Annotated in this window: 15 protein-coding genes and 6 tRNA genes; all 21 read right to left on the bottom strand. The window is 40.9% G+C overall.

Annotated elements, in window-relative coordinates:
- Nucleotides 1-124: 124 nt before the first annotated feature.
- Nucleotides 125-1585: a glutamate--tRNA ligase gene (gene gltX, locus ACVC7R_RS06855; RefSeq protein ID WP_447264064.1), complete on the bottom strand. Its 1461-nt coding sequence runs from the start codon at nucleotides 1583-1585 to the stop codon at nucleotides 125-127.
- 131 nt (nucleotides 1586-1716) lie between these two features.
- Nucleotides 1717-3066 carry a glucose-6-phosphate isomerase gene (locus tag ACVC7R_RS06850; protein WP_447264063.1) on the bottom strand — a complete coding sequence of 450 codons (1350 nt, stop codon included), beginning with the start codon at nucleotides 3064-3066 and terminating at the stop codon, nucleotides 1717-1719.
- Between the two features lie 178 nt (nucleotides 3067-3244).
- Nucleotides 3245-3934 carry a gamma-glutamyl-gamma-aminobutyrate hydrolase family protein gene (locus ACVC7R_RS06845; protein WP_447264062.1) on the bottom strand — a complete coding sequence of 230 codons (690 nt, stop codon included), beginning with the start codon at nucleotides 3932-3934 and terminating at the stop codon, nucleotides 3245-3247.
- 137 nt (nucleotides 3935-4071) lie between these two features.
- Nucleotides 4072-5838 carry an ABC transporter ATP-binding protein gene (locus ACVC7R_RS06840; protein WP_447264061.1) on the bottom strand — a complete coding sequence of 589 codons (1767 nt, stop codon included), beginning with the start codon at nucleotides 5836-5838 and terminating at the stop codon, nucleotides 4072-4074.
- A 1-nt stretch (nucleotide 5839) separates the two neighbouring features.
- Nucleotides 5840-7546 carry an ABC transporter ATP-binding protein gene (locus ACVC7R_RS06835; RefSeq protein ID WP_447264060.1) on the bottom strand — a complete coding sequence of 569 codons (1707 nt, stop codon included), beginning with the start codon at nucleotides 7544-7546 and terminating at the stop codon, nucleotides 5840-5842.
- A 201-nt stretch (nucleotides 7547-7747) separates the two neighbouring features.
- The gene (locus ACVC7R_RS06830) at nucleotides 7748-8449 is read right to left on the bottom strand and encodes a histidine phosphatase family protein (protein ID WP_447264059.1); all 702 of its coding nucleotides are present in this window, start codon (nucleotides 8447-8449) and stop codon (nucleotides 7748-7750) included.
- Nucleotides 8450-8507: 58 nt separating this feature from the next.
- The gene (gene comGG, locus ACVC7R_RS06825) at nucleotides 8508-8945 is read right to left on the bottom strand and encodes a competence type IV pilus minor pilin ComGG (RefSeq protein ID WP_447264058.1); all 438 of its coding nucleotides are present in this window, start codon (nucleotides 8943-8945) and stop codon (nucleotides 8508-8510) included.
- Complete coding sequence (gene comGF, locus ACVC7R_RS06820) at nucleotides 8923-9384, bottom strand: competence type IV pilus minor pilin ComGF (RefSeq protein ID WP_447264057.1); 462 nt, start codon at nucleotides 9382-9384, stop codon at nucleotides 8923-8925. The genes comGG and comGF overlap by 23 nt, the downstream gene beginning before the upstream one ends.
- Nucleotides 9347-9649 carry a competence type IV pilus minor pilin ComGE gene (gene comGE, locus ACVC7R_RS06815; protein WP_447264056.1) on the bottom strand — a complete coding sequence of 101 codons (303 nt, stop codon included), beginning with the start codon at nucleotides 9647-9649 and terminating at the stop codon, nucleotides 9347-9349. The genes comGF and comGE overlap by 38 nt, the downstream gene beginning before the upstream one ends.
- Entirely contained in the window at nucleotides 9612-10046 is a 435-nt protein-coding gene (comGD, locus tag ACVC7R_RS06810) for a competence type IV pilus minor pilin ComGD (RefSeq protein ID WP_447264055.1), read from the bottom strand. The genes comGE and comGD overlap by 38 nt, the downstream gene beginning before the upstream one ends.
- On the bottom strand, nucleotides 10009-10332 hold the full coding sequence (gene comGC, locus ACVC7R_RS06805) for a competence type IV pilus major pilin ComGC (protein WP_447264054.1): 324 nt from the start codon (nucleotides 10330-10332) through the stop codon (nucleotides 10009-10011). Before comGC ends, comGD begins: the two co-directional genes overlap by 38 nt.
- The gene (comGB, locus tag ACVC7R_RS06800) at nucleotides 10333-11349 is read right to left on the bottom strand and encodes a competence type IV pilus assembly protein ComGB (RefSeq protein ID WP_447264053.1); all 1017 of its coding nucleotides are present in this window, start codon (nucleotides 11347-11349) and stop codon (nucleotides 10333-10335) included.
- Nucleotides 11297-12238 (bottom strand): competence type IV pilus ATPase ComGA, encoded by a 942-nt coding sequence (comGA, locus tag ACVC7R_RS06795; protein WP_447264052.1) that lies wholly within the window; start codon nucleotides 12236-12238, stop codon nucleotides 11297-11299. The genes comGB and comGA overlap by 53 nt, the downstream gene beginning before the upstream one ends.
- A 52-nt stretch (nucleotides 12239-12290) precedes the next feature.
- Nucleotides 12291-12668 (bottom strand): DUF1033 family protein, encoded by a 378-nt coding sequence (locus ACVC7R_RS06790; protein ID WP_447264051.1) that lies wholly within the window; start codon nucleotides 12666-12668, stop codon nucleotides 12291-12293.
- Between the two features lie 163 nt (nucleotides 12669-12831).
- Nucleotides 12832-13983: an N-acetylglucosamine-6-phosphate deacetylase gene (nagA, locus tag ACVC7R_RS06785; protein WP_447264050.1), complete on the bottom strand. Its 1152-nt coding sequence runs from the start codon at nucleotides 13981-13983 to the stop codon at nucleotides 12832-12834.
- A gap of 267 nt (nucleotides 13984-14250) precedes the next feature.
- Nucleotides 14251-14334: transfer RNA gene (locus ACVC7R_RS06780), tRNA-Leu, on the bottom strand.
- A gap of 9 nt (nucleotides 14335-14343) precedes the next feature.
- Nucleotides 14344-14415 (bottom strand) — tRNA-Gln (locus tag ACVC7R_RS06775).
- Between the two features lie 12 nt (nucleotides 14416-14427).
- Nucleotides 14428-14500: transfer RNA gene (locus ACVC7R_RS06770), tRNA-His, on the bottom strand.
- 12 nt (nucleotides 14501-14512) lie between these two features.
- Nucleotides 14513-14583 (bottom strand) — tRNA-Trp (locus ACVC7R_RS06765).
- 6 nt (nucleotides 14584-14589) lie between these two features.
- A tRNA-Tyr gene (locus tag ACVC7R_RS06760) sits at nucleotides 14590-14670 on the bottom strand.
- Nucleotides 14671-14685: 15 nt separating this feature from the next.
- Nucleotides 14686-14754: transfer RNA gene (locus ACVC7R_RS06755), tRNA-Phe, on the bottom strand.
- Nucleotides 14755-14756 lie beyond the last annotated feature (2 nt).

The raw sequence follows: 14756 nt of genomic DNA, 5'->3' as shown, positions 1-14756 counted from the left end.
GTAAAAATACCATCTCACTAACTTATTTCTTTGCCCTGTCAATTCATATTATACACTAAAATCTTTGCATTTTCAAACAAGTCTACATATAAAAAGAACTCAATATTTGAGTTCTTTTTATCTACTATTTCGCAATTTCTGCCAACATTTTCTCAATGTGCTGGATTGATTTTTCACGTCCAAGCAAGTAGATGGTATCTGGTAATTCAGGACCATGCATTTCACCTGAAACGGCGATACGGATTGGCATGAAGAGATTTTTCCCTTTGATACCAGTTTCCTTTTGGACCGCTTTGATTTGTGGGAAGATATTTTCTACCACAAACTCATCGTCTGACATGGCTTCGAGTTTGGCTTTGAAGGCTTCAAGTACAGTCGGAACCGTTTCACCAGCCATGACTTCTCGCTCAGCTTCTGTCAATTCTGGGAAGTCTGAGAAGAAAAGGTCTGTCAATGGAACGATTTCATCCACTGACTTCATTTGTGGTTTGTAGAGCTCCACCAATTTCTCAGCCTTGTCTGTCAAACGTCCTGCTTCTTCAAGGAATGGTTTTGCCATTTCAAAGATAGTCTCAAGATCCGCATTCTTAATGTACTCATTGCTCATCCAGTCCATTTTCTTTTGATCGAAGGCCGCTGGAGACTTGCTGAGACGGTTTTCATCAAAGAGTTTAATGAGTTCCTCGCGAGAAAAGATTTCGTCTTCTCCACCTGGGTTCCAACCAAGAAGGGCGATAAAGTTAAAGACTGCTTCTGGAAGGTAACCTTTCTTGCGGTAATCTTCGATAAATTGAAGGGTGTTGGTGTCACGTTTAGACAACTTCTTACCAGTTTCAGAGTTGATGATCAAGGTCATGTGACCAAATTCTGGTGCTTCCCATCCAAGTGCTTCATAGACCATGAGTTGTTTTGGAGTGTTGGCAATGTGGTCATCTCCACGGATGACGTGAGAGATTTGCATATCGTGGTCATCGATGACAACGGCAAAGTTGTATGTTGGGTAGCCATCTTTCTTTTGGATAACCCAATCTCCACCGATATTGCCACCTTCAAACTCGATATCGCCTTTGACCATATCATGCCACTTGTAGATACCAGACTCATTCACTGCCAAACGAACCGTCGGGATGATGCCTGCCGCTTCACGTTCTGCAATATAAGCTGCTTTTTCTCCCTCGCTCATACCAAGGTATTCGTTGATGTAACGAGGTGTTTCACCTGCAGCTTCTTGGCGTTCACGTTCCGCTGCTAATTCTTCTTCTGTAACGTAAGATTTGTAGGCTTTTCCTTCAGCTAAGAGTTGGTCGATATATTTTTGATAGAGCTCCAAACGCTCAGATTGGCGGTAGTTTTCATGAGTCTCTGGGCTTTCATCCCAGTCCATGCCCAACCAACGAAGATTTTCCAGCTGTGAACGCTCTCCATCTTCAACATGACGTTTGCGGTCAGTATCTTCGATACGGATAATAAAAGTTCCACCATGATGGCGTGCATACAAGTAGTTGAATAATGCTGTACGGGCATTACCGATGTGTAGTAGTCCTGTTGGACTTGGTGCATAACGCACACGAATATCTTTTGACATATCTTCTCCTATAAAGTCTCTAGGCCTCTGCCTTTTTGCTCTCTATATTATATCACAAGTCTCGCCAGAGTCCAATTTCTCTTTTCGAGAAAAAGCAAAAAGAGTGGTAAAACCACCCTTTTTTAATTCTATTATAGACGAGCGTTGAGTTCTTTACTCAATTCTTCAAATCCTGGTTTACCAAGAAGGGCAAACATGTTGCGTTTGTATGCTTCAACACCTGGTTGGTCAAATGGGTTGATGGCATTCAAGTAACCTGAAAGGGCGATTGCCAATTCGAAGAAGTAGATAGTGTAACCAAGAGTGAAGGCATCTTGCTCAGGAAGAGTTACGTACATGTTTGGTACGTCACCGTCAGTGTGGGCAAGAAGAACACCGTCAGTCGCTTTTTTGTTTACAAAGTCAACATCTTTTCCTTGAAGGTATCCAAGTCCGTCAAGATTTTCTTCCAAAGTAGGGATAATCACATTCTTACGAGGTTTGTCAACACGGACAACTGTTTCAAACATGATACGAGTTCCTTCTTGGATAAATTGACCCAATGAGTGCAAGTCTGTTGAGAAGTTAGCTGAAGTTGGGTAGATTCCTTTTTGGTCTTTCCCTTCTGACTCACCAGCCAATTGTTTCCACCATTCTGAGAAGTATTGAAGTGATGGCTCGTAGTTTACCAAGATTTCAGTTGCATAACCTTTACGGTAAAGGATGTTACGAACAGCTGCATATTGGTAAGCTTCGTTTTCAGAGATTTTATCTGAAGTATAGTCTTTACGAGCTGCGTTAGCACCTTCCATAAGGGCTTTGATGTCTGCACCTGACGCAGCGATTGGAAGCAATCCAACTGCTGTCAATACTGAGAAGCGTCCACCGATATCATCTGGAACCACAAATGTTTCCCAACCGTTAGCATCTGCTTCAACCTTAACAGCACCTTTTTGGCGGTCAGTTGTTGCGTAGATACGTTTGTTAGCTTCCTCTTGACCGTATTTCTTAACCAAAAGTTCTTTGAAGACACGGAAAGCGATGGCTGGTTCAGTTGTTGTACCTGATTTAGAAATCACGTTTACAGAGAAGTCTTTATCTGAAACGTACTCTACCAAGTCAGCAAGGTAAGTAGATGAGATTGAGTTTCCTGCGTAGAGGATTTGTGGCGCTTTGCGCTCTTCTTTTGTTTGCAAGTTGGCAAAGTGGTGGTTCAAGAAATCAATTGCAGCTTTCGCTCCAAGGTATGATCCACCGATACCGATCACCACCAAGACATCGCTGTCTGCTTTGATTTGCTCAGCAGCTTTCAAGATGCGGTCAAATTCTTCGCGGTCGTAGTTTTCAGGAAGGTCCAACCATCCCAAGAAGTCGCTACCAGCACCAGTTCCTTTACGGATCAATTCGTCAGCAGCTGTTACTTGTGCCTGCATGTATTCCACTTCGTGTGGAGCTACAAATTTATCTAAAACTTTTGAATAATCAAATTTAATATGTGACATAGTATTCCTCCAAAATTTCTTCTTCTCTATGATATCGCTTTACAGGGATTTTATCAAGTTTTTATACTGAATTTTCCCAAATTTTATCATAATTCAAACGTTTGCGTAAAATCTTACAAAATTAAAAAACTTGAGGCATCAAACCCTACGAATAAAAAAACGACTAGGATTCTAGTCGTTATAATTCATTCAATAAATACTCAAATAATTCTAAATTCCCATCTTCTTCATTGACTAGAAACTCTGGATGCCACTGAAGTCCAATAATACGGTGTTCATCGATCGATTCGATGGCCTCAATCGTTTGGTCGCGAGGATCTACTGCCGTTACGCGAAAATTTGGAGCCAAGTCTTTGATACTCTGACGATGAACTGAATTGACCTGACTAGTTTTTCCAAATAATTTGGACACAAGGCTTCCTTCAACTGTCTCAATGGAATGTGACGTTCCAAAAGGAAGTCCTTGCCAATGACCTTCAATATCCTGATTGAGTGTCCCACCAAAAGCAACGTTGACAAGCTGAACGCCACGGCAGATGGCTAAAATTGGCTTATTCTGACGAAGAGCCTCTTTCAAGAGAGCAAGCTCAAACTCATCACGAGCTAGGTTATAGTCGTCGCTATCAATTGTTTTTTCCTCACCATAAAACTGAGGATGAACATTTTGTCCCCCAGTCAAAATGAGCTTATCAATCATTTCTACATAGTCATGGACCACCGACTCATCACCAACCGGAATGACCAAAGGAAGTCCGCCAACCTGACGAATACTCTCAGCAAATTTACAAGAGACTGATGAATGAATATTTTTTCCTTCTGCGTCCACAGGACATAGGTTTGCCGCTACTCCAACAACTGTTCTTGCCATCACTGATTTCCTTTCCTTTTCCATTGATAATCTTATCTTATCATCCTTCCCTTCACCTGTCTAATATGTATTTTTTAAGTCTGTGATAAATTTTTTTTATCAGAAAAAGTTGCCCAAAATTAGGACAACTTTTTTGCTTATTCAAAGACAAATTGATTATGGTACAGTTCGGAGTAAAAGCCTCCAAGCTTCAGCAATTCGTGGTGATTTCCTTGCTCAATGACTTGACCATCTTTGAGAACGATAATCTGATCGGCATTGAGAATGGTTTTCAAGCGATGGGCAATCACAAAACTAGTTCTTCCTGCTACAATCGCCTCCATAGCATGCTGGATCTTACTTTCGGTTACAGTGTCCACGTTAGAAGTTGCCTCATCCAAAATCAAGACCTGGGGATCTGTCATCAGGGTTCGAGCAATGGAAATCAACTGTTTTTGGCCAGTTGAGAAGACGCTCTGGTCATCATTAATCAAAGTATCATACTTATCTGGCAGGCTTTCGATGTAGTCATGGATGTGTGTAGCCTTAGCTGCCGCTTCTACCATTTCTTGACTAGCATCAGGGACACCAAAGCGAATATTGTCTCGGATGGTTCCGCTAAATAAAACTGAATCCTGCAAGACAATTCCCACCTTGCTTCGCAAGCTATCCAAATCAAATTCTCGGATATCTCTACCATCAAAACTGATACTTCCTGCATCCACATCATAAAAACGATTGATTAAGTTCATGATGGTCGTTTTTCCTGATCCTGTTGGCCCAACCACTGCAATCATCTTCCCTTTTGGAGCTGAAATGCTGACATCTTTTAGAATTGGTTTACCTGAAACGTATGAGAAGTCTACGTTTCGAATCTCCACACCCTCTCGTAATTCTGTGAAATCTGGAGCATTTTGAGGGCGAACTTCTTCTTCGGCATCAAACATTTCTTGAATGCGGTCAGCACCAGTAAAAGCAAGTTGCAAACTTCCCCAACTAGCTGCCAATTGGATTATGGGTTGATAATACTGTTGAGAAAACTGGGTAAACATGACAATCAAACCCAGAGCAGTTGCTGTCTCAATGTTCTTATCATTCAGTAAGACAGCTGAACCGACAAAAATAACAATAGCTGTATTGACCAAACTCATTCCGTTCATGACAGGAAAGAGAATTCCTGAAAACATTCTGCCCTTGAAAGTGGCCTTTCGAACCCGTTCATTTTGCTCAACAAAACCTGCAATCACATCTTCTTGAATGCCTTGAACAATAACGGCTTTCTGACCCGAAATACTCTCATCCATATAAGCATTGAGCTTCCCAACTTCTTTCTGTTGGAGATTGGTATATTTTCTTGCCAATTTCAAAATGACAATCAACATGATGACAGCTATCGGAGTGCTAGCAATCGTAATCAAAGCCAAGGTCACATTTTTTGCGAACATGACAATCAACAAACCAATATAAAGTGCAATATTGGTCATAACAGACACCAGACTTTCGTTGAAAGCCTGTAGTATGTTATCCAAATCACTGGTGAAACGTGACAGGATATCACCATCTTGATGGCGGTCAAAGAAGGAAACAGTCAAGCGAGAAAGCTTGCCAAAAAGTCCCTTACGCATCTCATTTGTTGATTCGGCAATAATACGGCTCATCAAAACCATATAGATAAGACTCGACACCACGAGCACAATCAAAACATAGGCAAGATTGATTAAGAGTCCTAATAGACTTTGCCAAACCATATCTGGGTTTCCATTTTGATAGGCTATAACCAGATTAGCCAGTTCTGTTACTGTTTGACCTGCAAATACTGGAAAGAGGGCTTGTGTTACCGTTGCAATGATAATCATAGCAATGACAACGATAAAGGATATCTTATAAACTTTAAAATAGTTCCAAAAAAATCGAAATGTCTTCATCCTACTCCTCCTTTCCTTTTTGCGTTTCGTAAATTTCTCGATAAACTGCGTTTGTTGCAACCAAGTCAGCGTGTTTGCCTTGACCAATCAAACGCCCTTGGTCAAGCACTAAGATTTTATCCGCATGAACAACAGAACTAATTTTCTGAGCGATAATAATAGTAGTTGTTCCCTTCAAGTCCCTATTAAGAGCTTCTTGTACCAAGCGTTCTGACTTAGCATCAAGTGCCGAAGTCGAATCATCAAAAATCAAAATTTTAGGATTGCTAACAATTCCACGCGCAATAGACATTCGTTGTTTTTGTCCACCAGAAAAGTTAGTCCCACGTTCCTCAACCGGACTTTCAAAGGCCAAGTCCATACGACTAATAAATTCACTGGCCTGGGCGATGCGAGCCGCGCGTTCCATTTCTGAAACTGTCGCATCTCCCTTACCTTGTCTGAGATTATCTGCGATGGTTCCACTAAAGAGAATGGCTCTTTGTAGGACGATAGAAACTGTCTTACGAAGCGTCCCTTCACTAACTGTCCGAATGTCCTTTCCACCAATCTTGATCGAACCTTGCTGAGGATCAAATAATCGTGGAATCAACTGAGCCAAGGTTGATTTCCCTGCACCAGTTGCTCCGACAACCCCAACCATTTCACCAGCTGCGATATCGAAGGAAACATCTTTTAGGATAGGCTCTTCATCATTTGGATAGGTAAAGGTCACATTTTCAAAACTGAGACTTCCTTCCAATTCTTCATCTTCCACATCATTGAAAGTCATAGCTGGTTCTGTATCAAGGATTTCACGAATACGACGAAGGGAAATCATGGCACGAGTGACTGAATTCCCCAAAAATCCAACCATGACGATGGTAAAGATAATCTGACTCAGGTAGTTTACAAAGGAAGCAATGGAACCAACTACTGACGGATCTGACTCTGCCATACCTGCTACAAGCCAGATTGAAAGAAAGACAGCACCGTATGAAATCATCATCATTACAGGTTGAACGATAGAAAAGGCGTAGCCGATATAAAGGTTTTCACCCAGTAATTCATCGGATACCTGCGTAAACTTAGCAAACTGGTCTTTTTCTCGAACAAAAGACTTAACCACGCGCACACCACGTAAATTTTCTTTGGCAATGGCATTGATACGCTCCAATAAGGTCTGGAATTTTGCAAATCGAGGCCCCATCATTCCCATCATAAGACCTGTCATGGCGACGATCAAAACGACCATAAGAACCAGCACCCACCACAGCGAAGGCAGTGTAACAACGGCTAATATAAAGGAACCAATAAATAAAATCGGTAGTCGAAAGAGGATTTGGAAGGTCATCATAACGACGTTTTGAATTTGATTGATATCGTTGGTCATACGCACAACGAGGTTCCCTGCATTAAACTTCTCAATATTGGCGTATGAAAAAGTTTGAATCTTACGAAAGGCATCTTCCCGTAAGTCAGACGAAACTCCTTGAGCAATGTAAGCTGCTAACACTACATTGATCCCACCTGCGACCAAACCAATTAAGGCAACAAGAATCAACCAAAAACCGATAGTATAAATAGCTTCATTATCACCTGTTAGCAGAGCCTCTAAAACCTCCTGCAAATAACGTGGTTGCAAAAGTGAACTTGTCACCATTAGACCTGTCATGACCAAGGACGCTAGCGCCTGCCATTTATAGGCTTTTATTTTCTGAAACAGCATATTTCCCCCTTATAAGATAGACAAAAGGGAACGACAGCTCTGTCAGTCCCTTCTTATGCTTTCATGTTGATGCTATTCTAACAAAAAAGAATGCCATTGTCAAAACACTCAGCTCTCAGAAGCTTGTGCAATCATGACATTAGCATTCTATTAATCCTTTAAATAATCCATTAAAAAATTTTCTAACTATGTACAGAATTTTTATTGCTCTGAACCATCTTGCTCGTCTAGTTGAACTCGTCCAATTTCACGGTAACTACAATCCCCAACAATCTGGACCGAGAATTGACCATCTTCATACTCGAGGATCGTCACACTTCCATTATCAAGACCATGCGGATGCATTCCGTTAATTAAATAAACAATGGTTCCAATAGTCATTCCATGGCTGACTACCAGGGCATTCCCTCCCCCATTAGCTTCCATTTCCTTAGCAATGGCTTCAAAGCCTTCCCAAATACGACCACTTAGTTTTTCCCAGCCTTCAGCCCAGCCTGCTGTATCCACTTCTACCAATCCTTCAGCTAGCTCCGCATAGGACAAACGATGCACATGATCGACATTAAAAATACGAGGAATGATGCCCATAAATAGGTCCCCATCATAAGCACCATCAAAGCTACCAAAGCACCACTCACGGATTCGCTTATCCATACGATAAGGAATTTGTCCTGTCAAGCCTAGTTCCTCAAGAATAATGCCCATAGTCTGGATGGTACGTCCTGAGTCACTCGAATAAGCACGCTCAAATTTTAAACCAGACTCACGCAAACCAATTCCCAATTCATGAATGCCTCGTTCACCTTCAGCTGTTAAGGGAGTATCACTCCAACCTTGAGCACGCCCAATCGTATTAAACATTGTTTTCCCATGACGCACTAGATACAATTTTACACTTGCCATTTTTGGTCCTCCATATGTATCTATTATAGCATGATTTCAGGTAAAAACCTCGGCCAAACTATTCTGTATCATTCCTATCAGGGGCTAATTGGGAAGACATCGTCGTCTCTTTTTTAACCGGTTCTTCTTTTTTCTCCTCACTTCCTTCTTTGGAATTATTTTCTGTCTTCTTCGTCTTTTCGACAATCTTCTTCAAAGATGGAAAGTAAAATTCAAATTGATGTTTTCCAGTATCGACAGTCGTTGTAAAGCCCTTTTCGTCACTACGATAACTTGCCTTCCCTAGATCAAATGACTGCTGACCACTATCAGAACTAGCTTTTTCATAGGTTCTCTTAGCCATCGCATAAGCCACAAGCTTCTCTTTATTTAAGGCATAATTCTGATGAAGAGCCACTTGTCGATTTAGATAAAACTGCAACAAGAGACTAAAAATTCCAGCAATAGTAATGGCGTAAAGGAGAACTCCTGCTCTAACTTTTTTCTTTTTCCACACGGTAGACAAACTCCCTCTCTAGCCCTTTTTCAAACTGAAAATAAAAATGTAACTCCTGCCCTTTTTCTTGAATACGAGCAGATTTTAGACCGTAGACCATAGGCTGGTATCCTCGACCACTGGCATCTGTTTTCCGGAAATCATTTGTCCTTGATTTACCCATGGAAATAGATTTACCTTCCTGTTTGAGGTAAAGTCTATCATTCTCCACTTTTTCAAATTGCGCTCGATTCAACTCCGCTTCCAGCTGATCCACAAATAAGAGCCACTCCTTCTGCTCACTTTTCTGCTGATAGCGAACCTCTGAAACCAAGAGTTGACTCATAGCTTGAAAGAGGAGCAAGCTACCACTAATAACAAGAAGGGCAACCAGGGATTCTAAAAGTGTAAAAGCTCTGACACTACTTGTCTTGAATCGCCAGTATTTTTTCAGTTCCATGATACACCTCCAACCCCTTCTCACTTGAGACGATATCAACTCTAACTCCGTTGACACTCAACTGCTTTTGCCCAGTCTGCAATGCCATTCGAGCCACTCGCAAAACTTCCTCCTGTTCTATGAGTCTTGCTTCCTGTCGTCTACTTTCTTGAATCTGTCCCAGCAAGAGAGTTGCAATACTGGCAAAAATTGCTAGTGAAATCACTGCCTCCAGTAGAATAACCGCCTTAATTTTTTGCTTCTTGAATACGTTTAATCTTTCCATTTCCTAGATATAGTTGGTAGCGAACCACTTCTTTCCTTGTTTGAAATCTCACGCTCGCCAGAGATGAATTCCCACCAGCCTTGTCAAAGGTGATTGACTGATTAGACTGTAATTGAATTCCTTTAGGAATCGCTAATTTCTGATAGCCATTGCCAATGCTTCTCTCTTCTAAAATCAAGTTCATCTTTTGTTGACTAGCCAGACTTCGCTTCTGGGTTTCCCGATAAAGTTCTTCAAATTCCATAAAGAAAATCTGCTCCTCTACCGCCGCAAAAGTGGACTGGACTGAACTTGACAAACCCAAGGCAAGCAGGCTAACTATTCCTAACACCAATAAACTTTCCAACATGGTAAAAGCCCTAATCCGCAACTGTTTGACTTGTCTTTTGTTTTGCATGGTATTCTTTGTAGGCTTTTGCTTGCTCAGCAGTGATACGTCCATCTGCCTGCAATTTGCTTAGACTGGCATCTTCATTTTTATCCAGACTATAGAGTTCTGCTTGGCTTTCTACCACCTTGACGACAGCTGCTTTACCCTTGTCATTCACTGCATCCTTTTGCTTAGTCAGATTTGGTACAAAAAGCAAGAGTAGGACGCTAATGATCAGAAGGACCACTAACATTTCAATCAGTGTGAAAGCTTTTGCCTTCACTTCTTTTAATTTCATCAACATTTTTTTCATCTAAAAATTTACCTCCATATTTTGATACATTGGCAGCAACATAGCTGCGTACAATAAAACGATTAGTAGGGCTACAAAAATAAAAACCATGGGTTGTACTAGATTCATGGTACGATTGACTCGGGTAAAGAAGGATTCCCACGTTTTTTCCGCATAGATTTCCAGTTCGCTTCCCAACTTGGACTTGACTTCTCCGTATTCAATGATTAATCCTAACTCTCTTCTAAAGAAAGGATAATTTTGTACAACCTGAGAAAATTCATGCCCATTTTGCAAAGCTTGTTCTAAATCATATCCAATTTCCTTAAAGAGAGGATTCCCTTGTTCCTGCATCATCTGGAAAATCTGTGACAACTCTAAACCTTGTCCAATCATATTGCCCCATTCCCGAGCATAATAGGCAGTTAGATAATACTGAACGAACACACCTAGAAAGGGGATCCTAGCCAGATAAGAAAAGACTTGAATCTTCCTAGATTTCCTGTAGAATATCAGTCCTATTAAAGATAAGAGACCTAATGTTAGAGCAAACCCAAGAAAAATCTGTGGCAGGTTACTAATCACTAAGGTAGCTATGTTACTACTATCCAGTTGGGGCAAGAGATAATTCCGCAAGCCCAACATAATAAGCAGTAAGAAAGCTAACAAAATGACTGGATAGGTTGCAACTTCAATTAACTTTTTCTTAACTTTAGCTAGATTATCCAGATATTCTTCAATTTTCCCCAAACTCAAATGGAGATTCCCATGAACTTCAGCCAATGAAAGTTGTGTGACAATCGCACTCGAAAAACCTAAATTCCCCATCATTTCCGAAAAAGATTTCCCTTGCGAGAGCTCTAGGCGCATCTGCGATACATATTCCTTTTCCAACAAGAGGCTTCTATCTAGAAAGGAAATGATTTCTACCAAGTGAAAACCACTCGAGAACAAATTGTTAAAGAGAGTGATAATTTTCTTCTGCTTACTGGTAGCTAATTTTCTCCGTTTCAGCTTGAAGGGCAGTGATATGTCCATCTTTAAAAAGTTGGTCAATTTGCTCATTCCACTTGTTTGCTTGGTGTTCTTGATAATTTTGGTTTGCAAAATCAATCATTCCTCCTCCCCCGATTAGTCTCTGGTAGCAAACACCTTGTAAAACAACTGCCAGTTCATCTTCGCTGACACCAAGTTCTAAAAGACGCTCATAAACCCCACGTATACTTTTGGCATGAATAGTTGAGAATACTGTGGCGCCCGTTAAGCTAGCTCGTACAACTGCACGGGCTGTTTCACTATCGCGAATTTCCCCAATAATCAACAGATCTGGTCGATGACGAAGGGATAGTTTTATCAGATTTTCATAACTCAATCCAATAGCTTCATTGAGTTGTAATTGCAGCATCTCTTCTTGCTTTATCTCGACCGGGTCTTCAATGGACATGACCTGTTGCCCCTTAAACAATGACTTAGCTAATTCATGCATCAGAGTTGTCTTACCACTTCCTACAGGACCTGCAAAAAGGTAAAGACCTCTTTGTCTAAAACCCTTTTCTAATTCATGAATATCTTGAAACCAGAAACGTAGCTCTTGTTCTTCATCGTGTAACAGGCGAATAACTAAACTCTCATGACCACGATAATCTCCTACAGTTGACAAACGTAGTGAAGAAATCTTGCCTCCATGCTGATAATCACAGGAACCCAACTGACTACGACGCTTTTCGCCAACGTTCATCCCCGCAATAAACTTAAAGTGACTAATGACAGCGCCCAACTTTTCAAAATCATAGGTGTCAATTAGACGTCTTTCATCTCCAATTCGCATATGTAGCTCATAGATCTGATTCTTGGGAACAAAATAAATATCCTGAGCTCCATTCCTTTTTGCGAGACTAATCAATTCTTGTGCAAGTGCTTGTACCATATTCCCTCCTCAGTTTATTATTCGAAGAAAATACAAAAAAAGAACAACTTTATTAAAAAGTTGTTCTATCTTTTTTGATGCGACACGTACGATGGATTTCTAAACCAGTTTGTTTTTCATAACCCGGTCTGAATTTTTCGTCTGGGATGACTTGGCCATCTTCTAGTAAAGCCAGCGAATGATATTGTTGCAGAAATTCATCACATTCCTCGCACCAACGTTTATCATCTGGATCCCAAAATATGGTCATCAAGTCCCCACGACTTTTGTAAAGCGGAATTTTCTTTTCCAGCTCAAACCAACAAGATTTATAATACTTCAAGGCGTCATAGTAATTCTCAAATTTCTTACTCTTAATGACGTCTTCTTCCCATCCATCTATGAACCACCAAGGTTCAAAATCCCCATACATTTCTATAACACGATACATAGCTTCATTTCCTTTGTACCGTATATTATAGCGAATTTTTGAGAACAATGAAAGAAATTTGCTCGTTTTCAACAACAACCTTAGAATATTTTTCTTCGACTAAATCAATCTATAAATTATCAAAATAAAAGCAGCAACTAAGATTAGTCACTGCTTTATGATTTTATGCTTGATAACGTTTTTCTCCGTCAAGATATGTTGCTACCAATTCCAAATCTTTATCAAGAACGATAAAGTCAGCATCGTAACCTTCACGGATTTGTCCACAGACATCGTCAATATGAACAGATTTTGCTGGGTTGAGACTAGCCATCATGACTGCTTCATGAGGATTTGCAATTCCCCATTCAACAACATTTTTTAAACCGTCTTTCAGTTTGAGAATAGAACCTGCCAAGTTCCCAGTAGATTTGAGTCGAGCAGTTCCATTTGCAACCACAACCGGGAATTCACCTAGCATGTAGTCTCCATCTTGCAAACCTCCCGCTGTCATACAGTCAGTGATAAGGGCAATATTTTCAGTTCCTTTTTGTTTAAGTAGGATATCACAAGCCTTAGGATCAACGTGATGACCATCACAAATCAATTCAGCATAGGTATGTGGCAACTCATACATAGCACCAACCATACCAAGCTCACGATGCGTCAAGCCACGCATACCATTATAAGCGTGAACCCATACACTAGCCCCAGCATCAACAGCCTTTTTAGCCTGATCAAATGTTGCATTTGAGTGACCAAGAGCCACCGTCACACCTTCGCCAGTGATTGTACGTACAAAGTCCTCAACCCCTTCACGTTCAGGCGCCAATGCAATTTTATTAAGAAGGCCATTCGCAGCCTTCTGCCAAGCACGAAATTCGTCCATCCGAGGATCTTTCATGTAAGCAGGATTTTGAGCACCTTTAAATTCCTCAGTAAAGTAAGGTCCTTCAAAATAGATACCACGAATCTTAGCTCCAGATGCTTCTTGGTAACGAGCTCCAATGTTTTCAGTAACAGCGAGTAATTGTTCGTAAGAAGAAGTTAAAGTAGTCGGTAAAAAGCTTGTAACACCTGTGCTAAGAAGACCTTCACTCATTGTATGAAGAGTTCCTTCAATATTGTTGTCCATGACATCAACTCCACCGAAACCATGGATGTGTGTATCGACAAGACCAGGTGCAATACTATACCCACTATAGTCAATAACTTCAGCGCCATCAGAAACTTGATCTACATGTTTACCAAACTTCCCATCGACAACTTCTAAGTAACCACCACGACGAACTCCATGAGGATAGAAAAATTGGTCCGCTTTAATATATTTAGGCATAATGATAACCTCCGTAAATGAATTTTTCTAATATTTATTATGTCAATTACATTATAAACCTTTCTTAGAAATTTGTAAATGGTATAGACCTGTTATAGTTAAAAATAACAAGAAATAAATCAATATTTCGTAAAAATAAAGTAAAACCATAAACAATTGTACATCAATCTTCATAAAATGAAAAAAAGTAATTTTAAGTAACTCTGAAAGAAAAAATTGGAAGAAAAAATAAAAAGACAAGGCTCGAAAACCTTGTCGTTATTACTATACCGGCGGCCGGGGTCGAACCGGCACGTCCTTGCGGACACTGGATTTTGAGTCCAGCGCGTCTGCCAATTCCGCCACGCCGGCAAATAGTAACTGGGGTAGCTGGATTCGAACCAACGCATGAGGGAGTCAAAGTCCCTTGCCTTACCGCTTGGCTATACCCCAAAAATATAAATAGGCGAGTGATGGGGATCGAACCCACGCATGCCAGAGCCACAATCTGGTGTGTTAACCACTTCACCACACCCGCCATACTATTTAACACGGGCAGTAGGAATTGAACCCACACTGAAGGTTTTGGAGACCTTAGTTCTACCTTTAAACTATGCCCGTATAGGATGGAAGGGGAGGGATTCGAACCCCCGAACCCGAAGGAGCGGATTTACAGTCCGCCGCGTTTAGCCTCTTCGCTACCCTTCCGTAAGATTTAAAATATGGCGCGAGACGGAATCGAACCGCCGACACATGGAGCTTCAATCCATTGCTCTACCAACTGAGCTACCGAG

This window comes from Streptococcus sp. Z554 (genome assembly GCF_053010305.1).
This window is presented reverse-complemented; position numbering and strand designations above follow the sequence as displayed.

Coding starts and splice junctions, on each gene's coding strand:
- comGA (WP_447264052.1), bottom strand. CDS start 12,238: ATGGTACAAGCACTTGCACAAGAATTGATTAGTCTCGCAAAAAGGAAT.
- ACVC7R_RS06790 (WP_447264051.1), bottom strand. CDS start 12,668: ATGTATCGTGTTATAGAAATGTATGGGGATTTTGAACCTTGGTGGTTC.
- nagA (WP_447264050.1), bottom strand. CDS start 13,983: ATGCCTAAATATATTAAAGCGGACCAATTTTTCTATCCTCATGGAGTT.
- comGF (WP_447264057.1), bottom strand. CDS start 9,384: ATGGAACTGAAAAAATACTGGCGATTCAAGACAAGTAGTGTCAGAGCT.
- comGD (WP_447264055.1), bottom strand. CDS start 10,046: ATGCAAAACAAAAGACAAGTCAAACAGTTGCGGATTAGGGCTTTTACC.
- ACVC7R_RS06845 (WP_447264062.1), bottom strand. CDS start 3,934: ATGGCAAGAACAGTTGTTGGAGTAGCGGCAAACCTATGTCCTGTGGAC.
- comGB (WP_447264053.1), bottom strand. CDS start 11,349: ATGGACATATCACTGCCCTTCAAGCTGAAACGGAGAAAATTAGCTACC.
- ACVC7R_RS06840 (WP_447264061.1), bottom strand. CDS start 5,838: ATGAAGACATTTCGATTTTTTTGGAACTATTTTAAAGTTTATAAGATA.
- gltX (WP_447264064.1), bottom strand. CDS start 1,585: ATGTCAAAAGATATTCGTGTGCGTTATGCACCAAGTCCAACAGGACTA.
- ACVC7R_RS06830 (WP_447264059.1), bottom strand. CDS start 8,449: ATGGCAAGTGTAAAATTGTATCTAGTGCGTCATGGGAAAACAATGTTT.
- comGC (WP_447264054.1), bottom strand. CDS start 10,332: ATGAAAAAAATGTTGATGAAATTAAAAGAAGTGAAGGCAAAAGCTTTC.
- comGE (WP_447264056.1), bottom strand. CDS start 9,649: ATGGAAAGATTAAACGTATTCAAGAAGCAAAAAATTAAGGCGGTTATT.
- ACVC7R_RS06835 (WP_447264060.1), bottom strand. CDS start 7,546: ATGCTGTTTCAGAAAATAAAAGCCTATAAATGGCAGGCGCTAGCGTCC.
- ACVC7R_RS06850 (WP_447264063.1), bottom strand. CDS start 3,066: ATGTCACATATTAAATTTGATTATTCAAAAGTTTTAGATAAATTTGTA.